The sequence below is a fragment of the Haladaptatus sp. AB643 genome (assembly GCF_024136975.1).
In the GTDB taxonomy this organism is placed as follows: domain Archaea; phylum Halobacteriota; class Halobacteria; order Halobacteriales; family Haladaptataceae; genus Haladaptatus.
This window is the reverse complement of sequence record NZ_JAMYJW010000001.1, coordinates 531202-549158: the sequence shown is the minus strand read 5'-3', so window position 1 is coordinate 549158 and position 17957 is coordinate 531202. Positions and strand designations below refer to the sequence as shown.

The window sequence follows — 17957 nt, the reverse complement described above, 5'->3', positions numbered from 1 at the left end:
CGTAATTCAAGACCACAAGAAAATCACGCTTTTGAATTTTATCATTTGAGAGACAATTGTTACTGATGTCGCTGTGACTGAGGTAGATAGAAGAAACGTAGCAGATTCGTTTGCTAACAAAAACGGTTTTGTTGGTTATTCCCACCAATGGCCGCGCTCAGGGAAGTGTATGGTGCTCCAGCCAGTCAGCGCCACTGAGATGCGCCCGTTGTACCAGTTCTTGGCCACACTCCTGAACTCTACCGTCTCACCTTCATGAACCATCGGGACGCCGCTTTTGCGCCACGCCGTAAACTTGACCCGCCCCGTTTCGTCTTCGAGTAGTCCCACTTGAGAAATTCGGTGATGGCTTGGCTGCCACAACTGAGTAATTGTTCCCATGATACTTACCTCTTGACGCACTACTTCACCAACGTCTGCAATCGGAATCACCTGTCCAGGTGCTGTTCGCAACTCCTCGTACACCCCGACGACCGCGCCCATGAGACTTGTCCCGTCTACGACGCGCTCGGCTAACCGCCGACTAATTGCCGCTCTTGACCACCCATCGAGCTTCTCTTCCAACCGCATCGATTGCTGATTTACCGCCGCCAACTGCTCTTGTGATAGCTCTTCACGTGGATCTTGCCTATCTGGATTACACCACGGATTCACAACCGCTGCTCGTTTCTGGAAGTCACAACGCCGCTTGATGCTCACACGTTCTGCCGCTGTTCGACACTGTGCTTCCCGATTCGAATCCTGCGACCGATCATACCGTTCACGCGTTCGCTTGATTTCCTGCTCACGGGCTACCAATCGCTCTTCTGCCGCCAATGTCAGTCCACGTCCAATCCCATCGGGATGGTTCGTATCGACTTTCCCTTGGATTGTCTGCTCGACCGACGGCCGCAGCTCAGGGCCATCTTCGACGACCTCAAACCGTTCTTCGTCTTCGTGTTCAATCACCAATTCTTCGACCGAAACTACTTGACCGATCGTGCGTTTAGTACTCATTGGAGTCCTTTGCTCCGAAGACGCGTCCACAACCGTGTCTTTTCCAACACTCGCCACAACACGAGTCCCATCTCTGCACCGCACAACTCATTCGACTCCTGCACGCGCTCGCTTGCGCCTTCGCGAGCGTCCCCTGGGCGCGAAGCGAGCGCGTGCTATCGAAGGGACACAGACGAGAACGCGCGTCGTCCCGGTCGGGCCGAGTGGCCAGCGGAGTTAGTCTCGTCGTGTTCCGAGCACCGACGGCGCGCAGGAACCGACCGACTAACCCGCTGGCGTTCCGGAAGGGAACGAACGACGGCCCGACCGAATAGGACGGCGAGCGGGCGTACCGTAAACGAATATCTGGTAAATAGTTAGTCTGATGTCAGGAGAACAACTCCACTGCTCACTGACTGTACTGCGTCCGAGTCTGAGGCATCGTCCCGAACTGCGGCTGCTCCGTTTCGGGCTCACCACCGAGGAAATCGATTTTCGCGCACTCACGGCGGATGGCCTCAGGTGAGAATTCACCGAGATAATGCCGCCGGAACGTATCCCAGTCGTCCCAGCCACCGAACGCCATTACCACACTCGGGAGAACACCCTGTTCGAGCAAATGAGTACCCCACGTTCGCCGTAGGTCATGCGGGCCAACGAACTGCCAGCCTTCATCACCGGTCTCCTCCTGGAGTCGATCGGCCGCACGGCGAACCCAGCGGTAGACGTACTTGTCGGGAACGTTGACCACGGGAGCGTCGTCGTCACGATCCCACGCATACGTCTCGACGATACTGTACAGAGTGTCGGGAACAGGTGGCTCGCGATAGTGCTCGCGTTTGGCGTAGTCCTCCCAGATACGGACGTGTTTGCCAGTGGGGCCGGTCACGAAGTCCTTCGGACAGACCTGCGTGATCTCACTCCGTCGGAGGCCACAGCGTCCACCGAGGAGGAACGCGATTTTCTGCTGGGGACCGTCGGCTTCGTCGATGAGTTGGTTCATTTCGTCGGCACTGAGCCAGACGCGCATGCCGTCGTCGCGGGTTGGGTAGGGGTCGAGGCGCATGGGTGTCCGTTATTCTAGAATACAGGACACCAGTACTTAAAGGATGGTTCGAATAGAGTGGAATGAGAGTTGATTTACGTGCTCATGTGGGTGCGAATGGGGGATTCTCGGACAAAAACGAGAGTAAGCAACTACATTGTAGCACCGGTAGTCGGTCATACGCCGTGGTGTTCTTGGACTCGGTCGCCAATCCAATCAAGGACAGCAAAGAGAACGTCCAGATGGTGATCGGCATCGAGTGGCGATGGCTCAACGGTATCTTCCGCAGTCGGTGGTGGATGGAAATGCTCTTTCGGTGCATTTGGTTTTGGGTGGCGATCCCATCGGCATTGCCACGTCCCGTCTGCGGATATCTCGAGGTAATGGACTGAATAGTTCTCACCTTCGAACCACCGAATATCGACGCGAACGTCATCAATCGCCGCTGGATACTGCTCCGAGTCTACTTGGAGTTCGAGTACGCGCGGCGTGATCGAATCTGGACGGAACTCCCAGCCTCTGATCAGTGGATGCGTGGCTGCCCGCTGTGCAAGTACGGTGAGTGTTGGAACATCGAGTGGTCCGCTCGGACCTTCAGGTCGCTCTGTCACGGTTAGGCCTGCACCCGATCATCAGACGTGGACTCGGCTCGCTGAACCGCCTGTTTGAGGACGATGATATCGCGCCGAATCGTTCGCCACTCGGAGAGGTCATTCCAGCGCTCGTGCAACGATTCATGATCCTCAACCGCATCGTCAGCAGTGGCCACAGCGTCTGGGTCGGGAACACCGTACTCCGCTTGGTAGGCCTGATCGTTCTCAATGAGGTCATCGATTCGGGCACGAAGATCGCTCGGACTGTGTTCACGAGCCAGTTGTTCCACGCGCTTCCAACGGAAGTATGAGGGGTTGCGCTGGTAGGTTGCTGGTCGCGTGTCGGTTCGCTCGGCGATTCCCATCTCCGTCAGTTGTTCGAGTGCTTGCCGCGCACCGTTCTCAGAGCAGTCGGCCCACTCAGCGAATTGCTGTGCCGACGCTGGATCGGACGTTCCGACGAGGACGTCATAGACCCGCTGGAATGTCGTTCGATCGGCCTGCCACTGCTTACGCGATCCGGACGCAGGTATCCCATCCTCAGTCATAACTGTCTTTTAGATGCCCAAGAGCATATATCTTCCTCCGAGAACTCATATGTGCGCTAAATAGTCTATCCGCCAAAGATCGAGAGGAGCAGGCCCGTCTGTCACTCAGTGTTGTCTCCGAGGAGGGTCTTTGTCCGCTCCCAGATCGAATTGGGAGGCTGATTGGTTTCTGAGAGGGAAGATGCCGCTGTTTGAGTTGTGGTTGCCGGGGGTGACTGTCCATCAGCGTGTTCTGATTCCAAGCATTCTAATTCTGCTTCGAGCGTTTCAATGCGGTCGTCTTTCGCTTCGAGTTCTGCTTCGAGTTCGATGATACGGTCGGTCAACAGCCGATTCTTCTCGGTGAGATATGCTTGATTCCGAGTGGATCCATCATGGGTGGTTTCGAAACCAGAGGTGACCGGAGCATCGGTAGTCACTGAAGACTCGTCCCCTGTATCTGGGTCGTAGAACTCCGATGTAGTTGCAATCGCTCGCTCGATAGTTTTCTCACCGTACGTCGAATCGTCTGCATAGTGGATTTCATCCCACTTCTCACGAAGCAAGCCGGACTGCCGGAACAATTGATCCATCCACGTTGCGTCGCCACCCGTCCAGAACGCGAGCAAACAACACAATGCCATGTCGGCTTCTGACTGACTGTCGTATCCGGCTGTGTTCCCATTCCAAAGGCGCTCGAACTTTGCGCCGTTCGAGGCATTTTTCGCTTTCTGCAGTAATTCGTCATTCTCGAGATCGACATCAACAGCGGTTCCGACACCGTCTCTGTTATTTGCGTCTCTGCTGTAGTCGTCTCCATCCGCCGATTCGATATCTTGCACGTATTCACGATGGATCGCCACGAGGGCGTCTTGACGTCGTGTAACCCGCGTGGGTGTCTCCTTGACGTGGTTGCCAGTTACGGTGAAAAAGCGAGCTTTATCATACAGTTCGATGTTTCCTCGCCGATTACGCCCTTCTGGTAGTTCGCCTTTGATAAGCACGTGATAGCCAGTTCTGGACGGCGAGATCTCCGTATAGGAATCAAGTCGTTCGATGATGTCTAGTGCTGTGTCGTCGACGTCACCCGACTCGGGATTGCGGCAGTCATCGAGATCCACGCCGACGATTGGATCATCTTCGGCGAACACGAACCCGACACCATCGGCGGCACCTGTTGTGACGTAGTTGAGTGCTGTCTCGAAGTCGGTCCACGTGTCCGCGTCTGTCGATGATGCAAACACGCCTGTTTCTGGATTCACCGGTATCTTCGTTGCTTTTCCGTCACGATGTTTTTTCTTCCAGCACACCCACTGGTCGCGCTGTCGCAAGTCATCCGAGATCACTGTGTCGTCGATTGTCTGTGCAGAATCCATCATGGATTCCTCCGGATCTGAACAACTCTCCCTACTCGACGATCTATATCAATATTCGAACACAATGTCTGGTTCTCAAGCCCGCGGTCTACCCGCTGTCCACTCAATCCTTCTGCGGATGCATCCCAATATATACTAGTTGGTTTTGATGGGCTGTTTTGCATGGACGGCCCTCCAGTCGTGCGATTTTGCATGGACACCAACGTTCGCCGATTTCTCTGATTGGACAGTCTGCGTGGACAGGGAATGGAAATGCTCGTTTGAGACTGTGAGAGTTCAGAATACCGGCGAATAGTCCAACCGAAGCAACGGTGAGCAATACGACCTGAATTCGACCTTCGACAGTATCTCATGTTTCTGATGTCTCTCATTGGTCGAGGAGTGTTTGCCCCGCTTCTGTCAGGGTAAGACCGGTGTAGAATTGCACACGGTCACCGTCTACTCGACGCCGCTCGGTATCGAACTCAACCACGCTCCCCAACTTCCGTGTGAACCAACCTTTGGTCGTCCCGTCGATATCCTGCTGGTCGACCCAGTTGGCGTACGCTTGGAATACCTCGTCCTTCGGTACTCGTGCGTCATCGGCTTGCCTGACGTACATCGCAGTGAATGCTTCGATGGCGTCGCCACTCGGATCGATTTCCAGTGACTCATCTACATCTGTCTGTCCAACCATCGAGTGAGTTCCAGCCAGATCGTCAGGACTGTCGACAGTGGGCCAGAGGCTCGCATTCTCGACGCATTCGGTCAGCGGATACGATTGTCCGTGCTGATAGAGTGTTGGCGCATCACCCTCAGGTAGAATCAGGATGATGTAGCATTCACGTGAACCCGTTGCGCCGGATAGTTCGACGTCGGGAACGAACGGCCGCTTTATCGGAACCCAATCCGCCTCGAAGTTTTCTTTGGAGTCGTAAACAGAGGTCGTTCCCGGTTCATGCACTGTGTACTGGCCAGTCTCACGGTCGTAGCTGTAATAGGCCGGAACGCTATCTTTCGAGAGTGACTCCTGATCAGGAACACGAGCGAACTCTGTCTCTCCATCCGAGAGTACGCGCTCACCGTCCTCGCGTGTCCAGACCGTCCGATTCGAGTAGGCGGTTCGTGGCCGAATGGCGGTTACGCCACCACGACTCGTCGCCCCGCCACCGAACATCACAATCTCGTCGCAGTTGTAGAATTGCTCAGTGCCGTCTGCCAGTTCTCGCACCGGAGGCGAGCAGATGTTTTCGATTCGGGAGGCCCATTGTGTCGCAGAATCGCCGGGACGAACAACGAAGATAGGGATTCGATCCCCTTCGTGAGCACGGGCGAGATTCTTGAGGACTTTCGCAGGGCGCTCCGGTGTCGTCGTCTCGGCTTCGATAGTGAACGCGGTATCGTACTCTGGGTGTGTGGCAGTACCGTCGGGTTGTTCGCTCCCGTCCTGCTCGACGATACTGACGCTGAATCCATGCTCGGTGAGTACTCGTTCGGTATCACTAAGCAACGCATCGTGGCCTGTTCCCCCAGCAGAACGTACAGTGCCCGTCTCTGGACGTACTACTTTCTCACCGTCCTCGGAGAGACGGGTTACGACGGCGTCGTCTTGGAGGTCGATATCGACTTCGATCAACCGCGATGTATCGCGTATGTCCGGGAAATCCAGTGGGTCGTAGTCGATGTCAGGTTGGTCGTCATCAGTGTGTTCGAGACGATGGACGAGTTCCTCGTCAACGGCAAGAGCGTCCACCCAACCGTTGGTTGCACGCACACCCTCCCGGAGTTGTACCGCACGAATTGCCTCGGCCATCGTCTCGGCCAAGAGTTTCTCCGGGTTGGCCGCGTCGTTGGAGTCGCTGTAGAGGAGGTTCCGGAGTATTTCGCCATCGGTCAGCCGCTCAATGCCGTATCGGTTCAGGCTTTGTGAGATGATGTCGTCAACTGTGTCCGCCGACCGTAGCGGTGGATATGGCGGAAACGACCGAAGCAAGACAGGTTCGGAGTACTGTCCTCCGTCGAGTGGCAGTTTCGTCCAGGCCTGATACTGATCGGTCGAGATGAGATCTTCTGCAGTGTAGCCGCGAAACCGCTTCATCAGGAGCTGTGCGTCGTCGACGTCGTTCACCGAGAACGCGATGAGGTTGTCGCAGTTGTTCAGCATCGACTTGCGCGTGTCTTCATCGAGTTGCGAGGGATACTGGGACGCCAGAGTCACGGAGAGGCGCATCGACCGAGCACGAGCGAGCATCGACTCGATATCCAAGTTCTCGCTCGCGATGGTGTCGAACTCGTCACAGAGGACGAAGTACGGGTCTGGCTCACTCGCCTGTTCATACGATCGGTGTTGGATGGCACTCCAGAGATTCCGCATCACGCCGAGCGTGACCATTTTCTTGATATCCGTGTTCTCAACGGGTGTGGAGACGATGACGATGCGGTCGTTGTTGATGATATCGTGGAAGTCAATCGTACTCTCGCGATGAGCGATGATCCGTCGGATGACTGCATTCTCGACCCACGATTTGATTCGCTTGAGCAGTGGGCGAACCGTCTCGTCGTCCATCCGTGCTATTTCGAGACAGAACTCTCGGACGTAGGGATCATCGACGTCACGAGCGAACTCTTCGCGTCGCTTGGCGTTCAACAGCGTGAAGTACATATCGATCACCGAAAACGGCTTCTCGGACTGCATCATCGCTCGTCCCATCGATTCGGTGACCGACTCCATGTTCACGCCCCAGTACTCGTCCGTATCAAAAATCGCCTTGAGGTTCTCGATGCGATTCTCGATCTCGTTTTCACGTTCTGTCGTGGTGGCGCAGTCGGGGAGTTCGAGGAAATTCAGCCCGACGGTCTTGTCGTAGTTTGCCGCACCGGGTTCGATCCAGACCACGTCATCGAGGCGATGCTCGGGAAGCTTCCGCAGCAGTTCACGAGAGTCACGAGCCTTCGGATCGACGTAGACGAAACCGTAGCCAGCGTACGCCCACTGCACCATCATGTTGAGCAGTTCCGTCGTTTTCCCGTAGCCAGTCGTTCCCGTAATCCAGATGTGCCGAAAGAGCGAGTCGAAGCGGAGTGGTGCTTCTCGGAATCCACGATGTGTGTCCTCGTCGTACCCGATCCAGAGTGGCGCACGTGAGGTCTCGACACTCGATTCGAACATGTCACGGACGCGTGCTCCCGCGACAGTGCCTTCACTTTCTGTCTCCGTAAGAACCGGCTTCCCGCCGACAGAGACGGTATTGCGAGCAGTGATATCGTAGGGTTCCCCGAGCCGTGAGCGAGGAGGAGAGTTTGAATCGAGTGTCGACGTCGGGTCAGTACGTGTTTCACTCTGAGATTCCTCCTCGGGGTCAGATTGTCCTTCAACCGTCTCTGCGTCGTCGAAGAATCGATCAAACACCATCGTGTCCCCTGTTTTCGTCGAGTTCGTCGTGACCCGGTCGTCCGTGGTCACCGAATCGGTGCTTCTCACTAGAAGATGTCGAAAACGCCTCGACGTCGGCAGGAACACCGACCCCCGCAGCCCTCCGTGACCAGTCGACAGCTGAATTCTGGATTTCCTCGTTCGGGAAATGCACGAGACCAGCGAGTTCGTTCACTGTCAGGACGTTCGTCCGTCCCCAGAGTGTGCGTTTGAGTCGGCTTTCCGCAGTAAGGACGCGCATCCCAGCGGCCTCGAGAACGGCAGGAAGGTGAGATTTGACGACGTATCTGGGTTCTAATCCCTGATTGGTGTGGTCGTGATCGAAGACACTGACCGCGTCGGCTATGCGTCTGAGCCGGTGTTTCGCCGTCGAACCGTCGGGTGCAATTGTGACGACGCGGATGGTAGTCGCGAACGCTGGAAACCCCAACTGAGTCACGATGTCGTCGGCAGCACGCGTATCTCGTTTCGACTGCACGACTTCGGGCTGAAGATACCCTTTGACCCGTCCTTCACGGCGTGTCTGAGCTAGACGGGTAACGTCGCCATGCCCGAGTCGGCCCACGAGTCCGCGTCTCGCCCACGTCTGACTCACTGGCATGAACACGATCTGGAGAATGGCTGTTTCGTCGTCGTTCCCGATGAGTCGTGAAAGGAGCGTCCGATACGGGTCGTCGTCGAACGTCGGACGTGATTCGAGGTGCTTGAGTGGGAATGCAGCATCCTGCTGGAGTTCGAGATGGCAGGCAGCGACATGTGCTCCGGAAGTGACGTCAAGGAAGCTAGCGCCATCGACTGTTTGCGTCTCACTGTTCGGATAGTGTGCGTTGACGAGTGCGATCGCATCCTGTTGGTCGGGGACACGGAGGTAAAACTGGAGTTTCCCATTCGTGAACCAGATTTCGGCGGCATATACAGGCGAACCACCACGACGGAACGTCCCGGCAGGCGTGGTGTGGAGTCCACGGAGAAACCGTGGGCCAGCCGCAATCCCGTCGGTGTCGATGAATGGACGAACCCGTATCAGGGGTTCAGCGGTCGCGGCGTTGCGAACTCGGTCAACCGTTTCGGCTGTGAGTTCGGTGCTGGTCGGTGAAGCTGTGTCAGTGGAGTTGGTGAATACCATGGTCGTGTGAGTTGGTGGGTGAACTGCTGTTTGTCGGTGTGCTACTCTCGACGATGTTCGATGGTGAGAGCAGAGAGAACCCACTCTGGGACTAAGTCGAGGATGGAATCGCGCGTCCGGGAATCGTATGGGAGACGCAAGCCAGCGAACGCGAAGGCGACGGCGGCCGGTATCGCGGCGAGGATACCAGTAGCGGTCGGGGCAACAACGCCGGAGAACGGAACGCCAGCGGTGAGTGCGAGTAGACCTGGTAACAACCCGATTCGACCAGCGATTATCCACAGACCGCGGTTGGGGTACCAGATACCGATAGCGAGGTCGTGGCGAACGGCGAGATCGATGTACCAGGCCACGCCAGCAGCGCCAATCATCCAGACAACTGCGGCGAGCAATCGCGCCAGCATTGTTGCAGGAACGACGCCTGTTGCGATGCCCACGAGACTGAATGCGCTGCCACCTGCGGTCAGGCCAGCCAAGGTGAGTACCAGCCACGGACGATGTTGGCGAGCGCAGTACCCGCGTGGGTCGTGACGAAGGCGTTCGACGGCGTGGACGACATACGCGATACTGACGAGAGTACCCACGACCCAGGGGTGTACGGTGAGGGCACCGACGATGAAACCTTCAGCCATGACGACTGTGATGGCCCAGTGCCACCCAGTGACGACGTCTGCCGTGAGACTTCCGGCGATGCCAGCTACTGTTGCAGCGAGGGTGACGAGGGCCGTAACGCCGAGAAGACCCGCAACGACACGACGAGCGAATAACGAAATTGCGGTCGGGTCAGAGACCCAGTGAGCGAGGTAGTCACGCCAGTTAGGCGTGTAATCACGTTCTTGAGCCCGCTTCGTTCGGACGTTGGCCTGCCATGCAGCAGTCGGCCGGTTCGCGCACGTCGCACACAGAAGAACTTGATTCTCGACGGTGTAGATGTTCTCGACGAGTTCCCGAAGGACGAACGGCTCTCCATCGGCTAAATCCCCGCCATCGGGGTGGTGAACGGTCTCTTGACACGCCTCACAGGTCGCGCTTTCCCGTCCGAGTACCTCGTCCAGTATCGTCGGGAAATCGTATTCGCCGATGAGGGGCGACCGGACGTCGGCAGTCCGGCGTGTTTCCTCGATAGGGACGTACTCGTCAGAGTTCATGGACATCCATGTGAACGGCTTCGTCTCGATTCCCGACTGGTTGCGTCCATTGCCTGAATCCGGACCGACAGGCACGAGATCAGTCATTCGACCGACCTCCGTTCGGTCCTGTGTCCGCTTCCCTATCTGGCTGTGTCTCGCGTGGTACCTCCCGCGATTCTTCGCTCTCGAATATTGCCTCCTCTTCAGGAAGGGCGGTGACGCGAAGCGGATAGGTACCGCCCTCGTCGATATCGAGAAGGGCAGTGCTGAACCCGAGTCCTTCTTTCCCAACGACGGCGTCGCGGACGAACGCGGCCTGCGCGTCTGTTAGTCCGAGAGCGTCAGCGTGTTCTGGAGTGAGATTTCCCTGCCGATGCAGGATCTTGATCGACGATTGGTTGATGAACGTCTTGGCTCCGTCGGTATCGTAGAAGTCGGCGAGTTCCTGCGTGATGAAGTGCAGTGAGAGGTCGAGATGGCGAGAGTGACGGGTCGTCCGCTTGAGCCATTCGACGCTTCCGGGCGACTCGACGAGGTAGTGCGCTTCGTCGATTGCCACGATCGTGTGACCCGTCGCGGCCTTGAGGCGCTCATAGACGGCGTCGTACAGCGGTTGCATTACGAGACCGGCGAGTGCGTTGTTCGAGGCACCACCGAACTGCTGTAAGTCGAGGTATATGACGCGACTCCCTGTAAGATCGACCTCGGTCTGCCCATTCAGAAAGTCGAACTGACCGCCGGTCGTGAACGGCTCTAAGTTCAGGCGAAGATCCTCGGCGTGGCGCTGCCACTTCTCCAATTCACCAGCGGAGTATTCGTCTCCATTGAGAACGGCAAGTGGGTCGGCGGCGACATCGCCCAGGACGGTACGGATGTCTCCAATTACGGGACTCTCGTGGTGATGGGTCGTCGGGTCGGCTGTAATGTTGGTCCGGGCATACGCCTCACGAACACACCGTTCGAGAACCTGTCGCCGGTCGCCGAGTGGCGCACCCACGTACGCGAAAAAGGATTCGAAGAAGTCCATCACGGCGCTGATGCGCTCGGTGAATGGACTGCTGTTCTCGTTCTCCAAGAGTTGACTCGGCGTCGGCCGTATTTCGAGCGGGTTGACCGTTCGCGTCCCGCCGATGATATAGTGCTCGGCATCGAGGCTGCTAGCGAGACTGGCGAATCCACCGACGGGGTCGATCATGACGAGCGCAGTGTCGCGGTCTTTCGCCACTCGCCGAAGCAGGAGTCGTTTGGTGTCGTACGACTTTCCGGACCCGATTTCACCGGCAACCAACACGTTGTACCCGTTTTCACGACAGAATCGATCCAGATAGATCGGGGCACCCGTCGTGGCGTGGTACCCATAGAGGATACCACTCTCTTCAATCGTCGTACTCGCAGCGAATGGAAACAGCGCGCCAGCGGCCTGCCCGAGCATCGGTGTCGTCAGTCCCAACTCGTCTTTCGCGACCGGACTCCCGGTGATGAGCGCGTCGTCCTGCCGGTAGGCCGCGGTTTTGGTCGTCATTCGCTGGCGCTGGAGTTCCCCACGGATGCTCGTGGCAACACGGTCGACATGGTCCTCGGAGGGGCCACGGATGGTTAGATAGACGCCAACGTCGAGGATGCGCTGAGCATTCTCCTGTAGTTGTGTGTACACCTCCTCGTGATCCCTAATGCGCCGCTCCGTGACCGTCGCCTTCGCCGACCCCTGATTCTGCGCCTCGATGTGGTCGACCTTGAGCGATTTGATCGCACTCTCGAACTGCATGAGTGACGTTCGGGGGTCCTCTGGATTCGCGTATATCGTCACATCGACGTCTGCGCTCGGATGGGTACAGACACGGTCGAGGAGTCCTGGTGATGCAGATTCCGGAAAACCCGTCACAAACAGAATCTTGACCCACAGATCACCCGTCCGTGCTGTGGTCGATTCGAGACGCACACCCGACGGTGCCACTCGCGTTGCAACCATCGGTTCACGGGGCGTCCCACCCTCCCGGGCAGGAGGTGGCCCCTCGTCGGTGGAGTCGATATCGATGTCTGTATTGGTGTTGTCAGCGGTATCAGCGGCTGTATTGGCGGTCGTTACGGCAGTACGCTTCGGAACGAGACTGATGAGTCTCGATGGTAATTTCATTGGTGGTCACTCCGAGTTTCATCGGAAGTCGGGGGTGTGTTCGGTGAACGATACACGGCGTCGTCGTCACTCACGACGACAGGAGTTGTACGGAGATGTGGACCAGCGTCTGGGTACGCAGTTCGATACCCGGACCAGTATTCCTCTACCAGCGTGACGAGGTCGGCCGCATCCACGGGGTGGACATGGATACCCTCGACGCTCGTCAACTGCTCGGCGAGATGAGTACGCCGCTCCTCGAGGAGCGTGCGTTGTCGTGCGTGGATACTCTCGCGGCGGTCGTCCTGCAATAGTACGTCGGCGAATACCGATGCAAGGTGGTCACCGATGAGTGGAAACGTTGAAAGACGACGAATCCACGCGTTGTCCTCCAGGCTTACTGCCTGTATTTCGACCGGGACGATCGCGTGGTACTGGCGAATGCTCGTACCACGTTCACGGAACTCCTGTGGTCGGCGCTGTCGGTAGACCTCGACGATTTCCCCAAGCGCTGGTGTCGATCTGACATCGGCGTCAGTTCGGCGGGTATGATATGCAGCAGTCAAGCGATCCGGGTCGACGCGTCGTGCCGACGAGTGGATCTGCACCGGATAGTCGAGCGCGTTCAGGACGTCTCCGAGTCCGCGGGCCGCTCTGTCCCACTCGTTGTGGTCGGCGAGTGCGAGATTCGCCGGTTCGATACGAATGGCACCGATGAGCGTCTCATCTCGACGGCGAATCGCGTCGGAATCCGGTTCGACTGCGCGAATCTGCGTCAACTCCCGCGTATCGGGTGGTGCGTCGGCATCTGAATCGGAGTTGTGATTAGTGAGTGTCATGATCGAGTCTCGTCGGTAGTAGCTGATGAACGACCGGAGAAAGCCGAGCGGCGTCCGGTGGTCGGGACAGATGGTCACGTACGCGCCCGCGACGCCGAGGACGACCAGCGAGAGTGCAACGCCAACGAAGAATCGGCCCGTTACGATGACGGCGACTTCAAGTGTCACCATTGCGGCGATGAGTGCTGGGACGAGAAACAGGAGATCCGCGTTGGATACGTCTGCGAACGCGAGGAAGCCAGAATCAGACCCAAAGTCATCGAGGATACGCCGTTCTGGGTCGTCGCCTCTCGGACCAAGGCGCGTCATCGCGAGTCACCTCTCCCATCGCGAGCGTCAAAGACCGCATCACGACTAATTTCTGTTTGCTCGGATGTACTCGATTCCCAGTCCTCCCCAGCAACGGGTGCTGCATTGTACAGTACCTCGTCCCCTTCGCCACGGTAATAGACGCCGGGATGGTCTCCATCGGAATCGTAGGCTGCTGCGAATCGGTCGTGTCCCCGGACTATCAGTGATCGCTTCTGCCCCCGTGATTCGATCGGCTGGAATTCGCCACCCGAGAGGTAGCCGGGTTGATACCGCTGTTCGGCCGGCAGGTCGCTCCGTCGTTCGACGACGATTGGCTCATCACTATCGACGTCTGCCGTCGTGCCAGCGCTGGTGCCTGACGTCGAGGGTGTACTCGAATCTGGAGTGGCGGGCCGACCACCAGTCGGTGTTCCCATCGGAGCGATGGCAGCGGAACTGCCGTCACGACGTTCAGTGTCGAGGACGCCGGATGGTGTAGTAGCCGTGCTAGCAGTGGCGTTGGGGCGTGTCGTCGGCGTTCCGTCGACTAGACCGGACGGGGAGCCGGTCCCGGTCCCCGTGGTCGTCCCAGTCGCCGAACTAACGGCACCTGAACGTGACCCAACACCCGCCATTGACGCCCTGTTGGAGAGTGACTTTGCTCCTGCCTTTGCTCGCGAGTACATCGCAGCTCCGCCAACGCCCGCCATGATGCCACCTGCCGTCCTCGCTGCTCGTGACCCCAAGAGCATCCAGAGGGTTGCGACCAGCGCTGCCAACTGTGTGACGAACGTGACGGCGGCGAACGCGAGTGTTCCGGCGACTGCGGAGAAGCCACTGACAGCGACTGCACTCTGAACGAAGCCCATCGTTCCGCTGGCGATGTATGCCCCGGCACCGAGGACGAGCGCCGCTGGAAGCGGGAAGAACGCTGCCCGAATGAAAATGTCCCAACCCGTTTGGCCGAACTTTCCAATGGTCCCCAGAATGCCGCCGATGTCGAACAGCATGAGTGCCGAAAACACCGGGAGGAATACCATGAACGTAAGACACAGGACGTACGCCAGGAGCGTCGTGATGAGCAGGATAGTCACGATAGCCGCTGTAGCGACCCACAGCAACCCCGCGAGAAGTCCCGTCCCGAGCAGAGTTCCGAGGCCGGATTTCGGGCCCATAACGAGTTGGTCGCCGCGTGGGGCGACGGCGAGAATCAGACCGTTCGCGAGATGGAGGACGAACGCTCCGACCCACCACGATCCGATGGTGAGCAAGAGATTCCGGACGATGTTCTGTTCGATCTGGAAGCCTTGGGTGGCGAACGTGGTCTCCGGGCGGAATCGGCTGGCGAGCGCGACACCGACGCCGACGACCCACACCAAAAATCCCAGCGGGAGACCGACCGATGTCCACCCGTGGTAGGCACCGGCCAATGGCTGATTCGTTGGTGGTCGGAAGACAACGATTTCGCCGCCCCGTTTCGGTACTGGTCGTCGAAGAATCAGTTCGAGCGTACTACGGGCAATGTGCTGTGCCGTGTCGAGTGCGCCTTTGAGGATGCTCCGCTTGGCATTCTCGATGACGTTGCAGATAGCGCCCCGAACGAAGTCTTTCCCGGAACACGCGGCGTACGACCGTGTGTTCGGCGTCAGGATTGATGGGACACCGGTTCCCGGAACAACCGGATTTCGGACTGTCGACGACGTCGTCGTTACTGGTCTGTGGGAACTCGTGAGTGTGGAGACAGGGCGATCCGCTCCACTCGTGACGAGAGATACCCCGGTTGCGCTGGCGGATACTGGCGTTACGAATACGGTCATGAGGAGAATCACAGCGACGACGATGACCACGTACTGGTGCAGTCGTGTCGTACGTCCAGTGTCGATGGCAATGGTGAGGGGCATGAGGATGACTAGTGAAGGAGTGGTTCGTCGGATCTCCCAGTGCAGGGGTGTCTTTCGGTCAGAACCACGGCGTCAGGTGTGCACATTGGGCCGCGTGGAAGCCAGCGGCACCGGCGGCTTGTTTGCCGAGGACGATGACGAGGCCGAAGATAGGACCCGCAATCATCGCCATGGTACCGGACTGGCGATGCTCACTCGACCGTTCCGGGTTCCGGGACATGCCAGCGCGTGCGTGTTTGTACGCTCCGTAGAGCAAACCGCCGAGGAACAGTACACCAGCACCGGTCCGGGCCGCCCATTCGAACAAGCTGATGGCGGGTGTTCCACACAAGCCGTTACTGCTGGTTTGGGCAGCTGCAACGCCTGTCATCACGGCAAGGACGACTGTCACAGTCACGACTGACGGCAGAACACGACTGTTTACTGTGAGACGACGATTGACGTACTCGGTAACTCGTTCTGCCAGAGTCGCTGTCGTAGACTTATTCGTTGCCAGTAGCACTACTTTGTGTGCAAAACCAGTCGGATAGGGGAGTGAGATTCCGTTTTCCATGATTCTACGAATCGTAGTACGAATCGTAGTACGATATATTCTTTGTATCGTAGTATGATGTTTATTGAGATTTGGTATATGAATCAGACGAGAATCGCCATTCGATATGTAGAATAATATAGCGTCCGCGTTCAAAGAGAAGCAGATGGATTTGACAGCCCTCGACGAAGCGATCCTCGATGAACTCGATGAAGGAGCGCGTACTCAAGGATTTCTTGTCGACGCGACGGGAGAACCAAGATACAAGGTTCATGAACGTCTAAAACTGCTCACTGCGGTGGGGTACGTGGAGAATATTCACGAGAATACGGCGCTCTACGAATTGCGAGCCGATCCTCGAGATGAGGATGATAATTGATCGAGTTATCTGCTAAGTTCGTGGTGCGAATTTATCGTTCTGTGATAGCGGCGTTGTCTTTCGGGACGGAGTATCTACGGGCATCACAGAGGTCGTTACCACACTATTCATTGTTATGGACGATTTTATCAGTTGACCCTCGACTTCGTCGATGAATTTCTCGATGGAGCGCTGAGAGTCCGTGTTTGGAACCGGGTGGTCTATTTTGATGAGGTCGATGTCTCGGAGAGAGAACGCGATGTCGGTCAGCGTGAGGTACACTTCAGTTGCATATTCGTGACCCCAAAACGGCTTATCTAATACGAGTTCCAGTTCTGCTTTCCGTCGCTCCCATTTCAGACACAAATGAACATATCAGCCAACACTTCACTGCGGACTTCACCCGGTTTCGGAGAGACCGTATATACCGCCACTTCACACTCGTCCCATTTTTTATATCATTAAATATCATCACTTTTTGGTTAGTTCACTCAAGTAGCAACGAACTAACCTTAGCTGAAATCAACAGCCACCAGTCGCCTGTGGACATTTCAAATCATTCAGCAGGAATACTTCGTGTAGAATCGAGGCTAAGAGTAAATGCCTTTGCAACTGCATAAGATAAGTTTACTGGTACTGCATCGCCCACCATCTGTTGCCGTGCATTGAAACTACCACCTTTGAAATGGTAATCATCAGGGAATGATTGGAGCCGAGCAGCTTCTCTTACCGAGAGTAAACGATTTTGCGTCGGATGGACTATCATCTGTTTCCTGAAATTCGCAACGGTCTTTGAGGGTTCTTCCTCAATTAGGCGTTGGTATATATGATCATGTGTTTGCAGTCGATTCGAGTAGTTTCCCATTAGCCGTTCAGGTATGTCTCTCCAGTTCCCCCCCTGAGGAATGTGCTTGAATCGGCGGTAGGTCTTTTCTTGATTCGCTGTGGTCCGATGATTCATGATGATTGCTTCCTTAGAGTCGCGACGCATCTCTTGTGCGTATTTACTGATCCCTGATTCGGGAGTCAAGTACTCCATCTGTATACTACCACCACCTCCCGTTGGAAGAGGTGGGAGATCTGAAATTGCCTCATTCACAGTGACTGGAAGATCGAAACTGTGTTCAAAGTGACTTGGATCTGGTAAGGTGGGTTTCGATAACTTGAGACCCATAAAGAACACTCGACGACGTTTTTGTGGAACTCCAAACTTCTCGGCTTTCAGTACACCCTGAGCGACGTTGTAGCCTAACGATTTTAATTTTGATAGAATCATCTGCTTGTATTGTCCGTCAGAAATCGTTAGTAGTCTCGGAACGTTCTCAATTAGCACCGCCTCCGGGTCAATCTCCTCAACGATTTCTAAGAAGCGAGTTGGGAGATTATTTAATGGATTTTCCTCGGGGTTTGATTGAACATTTGCCATCGAGAAACCCCTACACGGTGGTCCTCCTACTACAATATCAATGTCATGACAACTATAACCGTTTGCTTGAATCGAATCTCGAATCCTGTCCAGAATGTTCTCTTCTTCAATATCGGCTACGATTGGTTTACAATCATGGTTAGCATCGAACGTATCAATGGAATGCTCGTTGTTATCGACACCTGTAACGATGTTGTAGCCCGCTCTTGCGAAACCAGAACTGAGTCCACCTGCACCGCAGAATAAATCTAAGACGTTCTTCAATTTAGTACTCGTCATCTATTACGACGCATTCGCAGCGTCCTACTTTAAT

General features: G+C 56.3%; 13 protein-coding genes. 1 reads left to right on the top strand and 12 read right to left on the bottom strand.

The window, feature by feature from the left end:
* Positions 1–135: 135 nt before the first annotated feature.
* The 11 genes from NKF25_RS02805 to NKF25_RS02755 all read right to left on the bottom strand — a co-directional run bounded on the left by NKF25_RS02805 (position 136) and on the right by NKF25_RS02755 (position 15698).
* Entirely contained in the window at positions 136–996 is an 861-nt protein-coding gene (locus NKF25_RS02805) for a DNA-binding protein (protein ID WP_253225198.1), read from the bottom strand.
* A gap of 388 nt (positions 997–1384) precedes the next feature.
* A complete protein-coding gene (locus NKF25_RS02800) occupies positions 1385–2041 on the bottom strand; it encodes a site-specific integrase (RefSeq protein ID WP_253225197.1) in 657 nt (218 codons plus the stop codon).
* A gap of 592 nt (positions 2042–2633) precedes the next feature.
* On the bottom strand, positions 2634–3161 hold the full coding sequence (locus tag NKF25_RS02795) for a hypothetical protein (protein ID WP_253225196.1): 528 nt from the start codon (positions 3159–3161) through the stop codon (positions 2634–2636).
* Positions 3162–3262: 101 nt separating this feature from the next.
* Positions 3263–4519, bottom strand: a complete 1257-nt coding sequence (locus tag NKF25_RS02790; protein ID WP_253225195.1) for a hypothetical protein — start codon at positions 4517–4519, stop codon at positions 3263–3265.
* A 364-nt stretch (positions 4520–4883) separates the two neighbouring features.
* Positions 4884–7664: a TraM recognition domain-containing protein gene (locus tag NKF25_RS02785; RefSeq protein WP_253225194.1), complete on the bottom strand. Its 2781-nt coding sequence runs from the start codon at positions 7662–7664 to the stop codon at positions 4884–4886.
* A 232-nt stretch (positions 7665–7896) separates the two neighbouring features.
* A complete protein-coding gene (locus tag NKF25_RS02780) occupies positions 7897–9054 on the bottom strand; it encodes a hypothetical protein (protein ID WP_253225193.1) in 1158 nt (385 codons plus the stop codon).
* Between the two features lie 41 nt (positions 9055–9095).
* A complete protein-coding gene (locus NKF25_RS02775; protein WP_253225192.1) occupies positions 9096–10289 on the bottom strand; it encodes a hypothetical protein in 1194 nt (397 codons plus the stop codon).
* Positions 10282–12318 (bottom strand): transfer complex protein, encoded by a 2037-nt coding sequence (locus NKF25_RS02770; RefSeq protein ID WP_253225191.1) that lies wholly within the window; start codon positions 12316–12318, stop codon positions 10282–10284. Before NKF25_RS02770 ends, NKF25_RS02775 begins: the two co-directional genes overlap by 8 nt.
* Positions 12315–13445 (bottom strand): hypothetical protein, encoded by a 1131-nt coding sequence (locus tag NKF25_RS02765; protein WP_253225190.1) that lies wholly within the window; start codon positions 13443–13445, stop codon positions 12315–12317. The genes NKF25_RS02770 and NKF25_RS02765 overlap by 4 nt, the downstream gene beginning before the upstream one ends.
* Positions 13442–14857: a hypothetical protein gene (locus NKF25_RS02760; RefSeq protein WP_253225189.1), complete on the bottom strand. Its 1416-nt coding sequence runs from the start codon at positions 14855–14857 to the stop codon at positions 13442–13444. The genes NKF25_RS02765 and NKF25_RS02760 overlap by 4 nt, the downstream gene beginning before the upstream one ends.
* Positions 14858–15386: 529 nt before the next feature.
* Positions 15387–15698 carry a hypothetical protein gene (locus tag NKF25_RS02755; RefSeq protein WP_253225188.1) on the bottom strand — a complete coding sequence of 104 codons (312 nt, stop codon included), beginning with the start codon at positions 15696–15698 and terminating at the stop codon, positions 15387–15389.
* 328 nt (positions 15699–16026) lie between these two features.
* Here NKF25_RS02755 and NKF25_RS02750 point away from each other — a divergent pair, with 328 nt between their 5' ends.
* Positions 16027–16239, top strand: coding sequence for an ArsR family transcriptional regulator (locus NKF25_RS02750; protein WP_253225187.1), 213 nt, complete (start codon positions 16027–16029; stop codon positions 16237–16239).
* Between the two features lie 535 nt (positions 16240–16774).
* Here the strand turns inward: NKF25_RS02750 and NKF25_RS02745 are convergent.
* Positions 16775–17923 carry a DNA cytosine methyltransferase gene (locus NKF25_RS02745; protein ID WP_253225186.1) on the bottom strand — a complete coding sequence of 383 codons (1149 nt, stop codon included), beginning with the start codon at positions 17921–17923 and terminating at the stop codon, positions 16775–16777.
* Between the last annotated feature and the right edge of the window lie 34 nt (positions 17924–17957).

Excerpts from the sequence above, each read along its gene's own strand:
- NKF25_RS02805 (WP_253225198.1), bottom strand. The coding sequence starts at position 996 with ATGAGTACTAAACGCACGATCGGTCAAGTAGTTTCGGTCGAAGAATTG.
- NKF25_RS02800 (WP_253225197.1), bottom strand. The coding sequence starts at position 2,041 with ATGCGCCTCGACCCCTACCCAACCCGCGACGACGGCATGCGCGTCTGG.
- NKF25_RS02795 (WP_253225196.1), bottom strand. The coding sequence starts at position 3,161 with ATGACTGAGGATGGGATACCTGCGTCCGGATCGCGTAAGCAGTGGCAG.
- NKF25_RS02790 (WP_253225195.1), bottom strand. The coding sequence starts at position 4,519 with ATGATGGATTCTGCACAGACAATCGACGACACAGTGATCTCGGATGAC.
- NKF25_RS02785 (WP_253225194.1), bottom strand. The coding sequence starts at position 7,664 with ATGTTCGAATCGAGTGTCGAGACCTCACGTGCGCCACTCTGGATCGGG.
- NKF25_RS02780 (WP_253225193.1), bottom strand. The coding sequence starts at position 9,054 with ATGGTATTCACCAACTCCACTGACACAGCTTCACCGACCAGCACCGAA.
- NKF25_RS02775 (WP_253225192.1), bottom strand. The coding sequence starts at position 10,289 with ATGACTGATCTCGTGCCTGTCGGTCCGGATTCAGGCAATGGACGCAAC.
- NKF25_RS02770 (WP_253225191.1), bottom strand. The coding sequence starts at position 12,318 with ATGAAATTACCATCGAGACTCATCAGTCTCGTTCCGAAGCGTACTGCC.
- NKF25_RS02765 (WP_253225190.1), bottom strand. The coding sequence starts at position 13,445 with ATGACGCGCCTTGGTCCGAGAGGCGACGACCCAGAACGGCGTATCCTC.
- NKF25_RS02755 (WP_253225188.1), bottom strand. The coding sequence starts at position 15,698 with ATGACAGGCGTTGCAGCTGCCCAAACCAGCAGTAACGGCTTGTGTGGA.
- NKF25_RS02750 (WP_253225187.1), top strand. The coding sequence starts at position 16,027 with ATGGATTTGACAGCCCTCGACGAAGCGATCCTCGATGAACTCGATGAA.
- NKF25_RS02745 (WP_253225186.1), bottom strand. The coding sequence starts at position 17,923 with ATGACGAGTACTAAATTGAAGAACGTCTTAGATTTATTCTGCGGTGCA.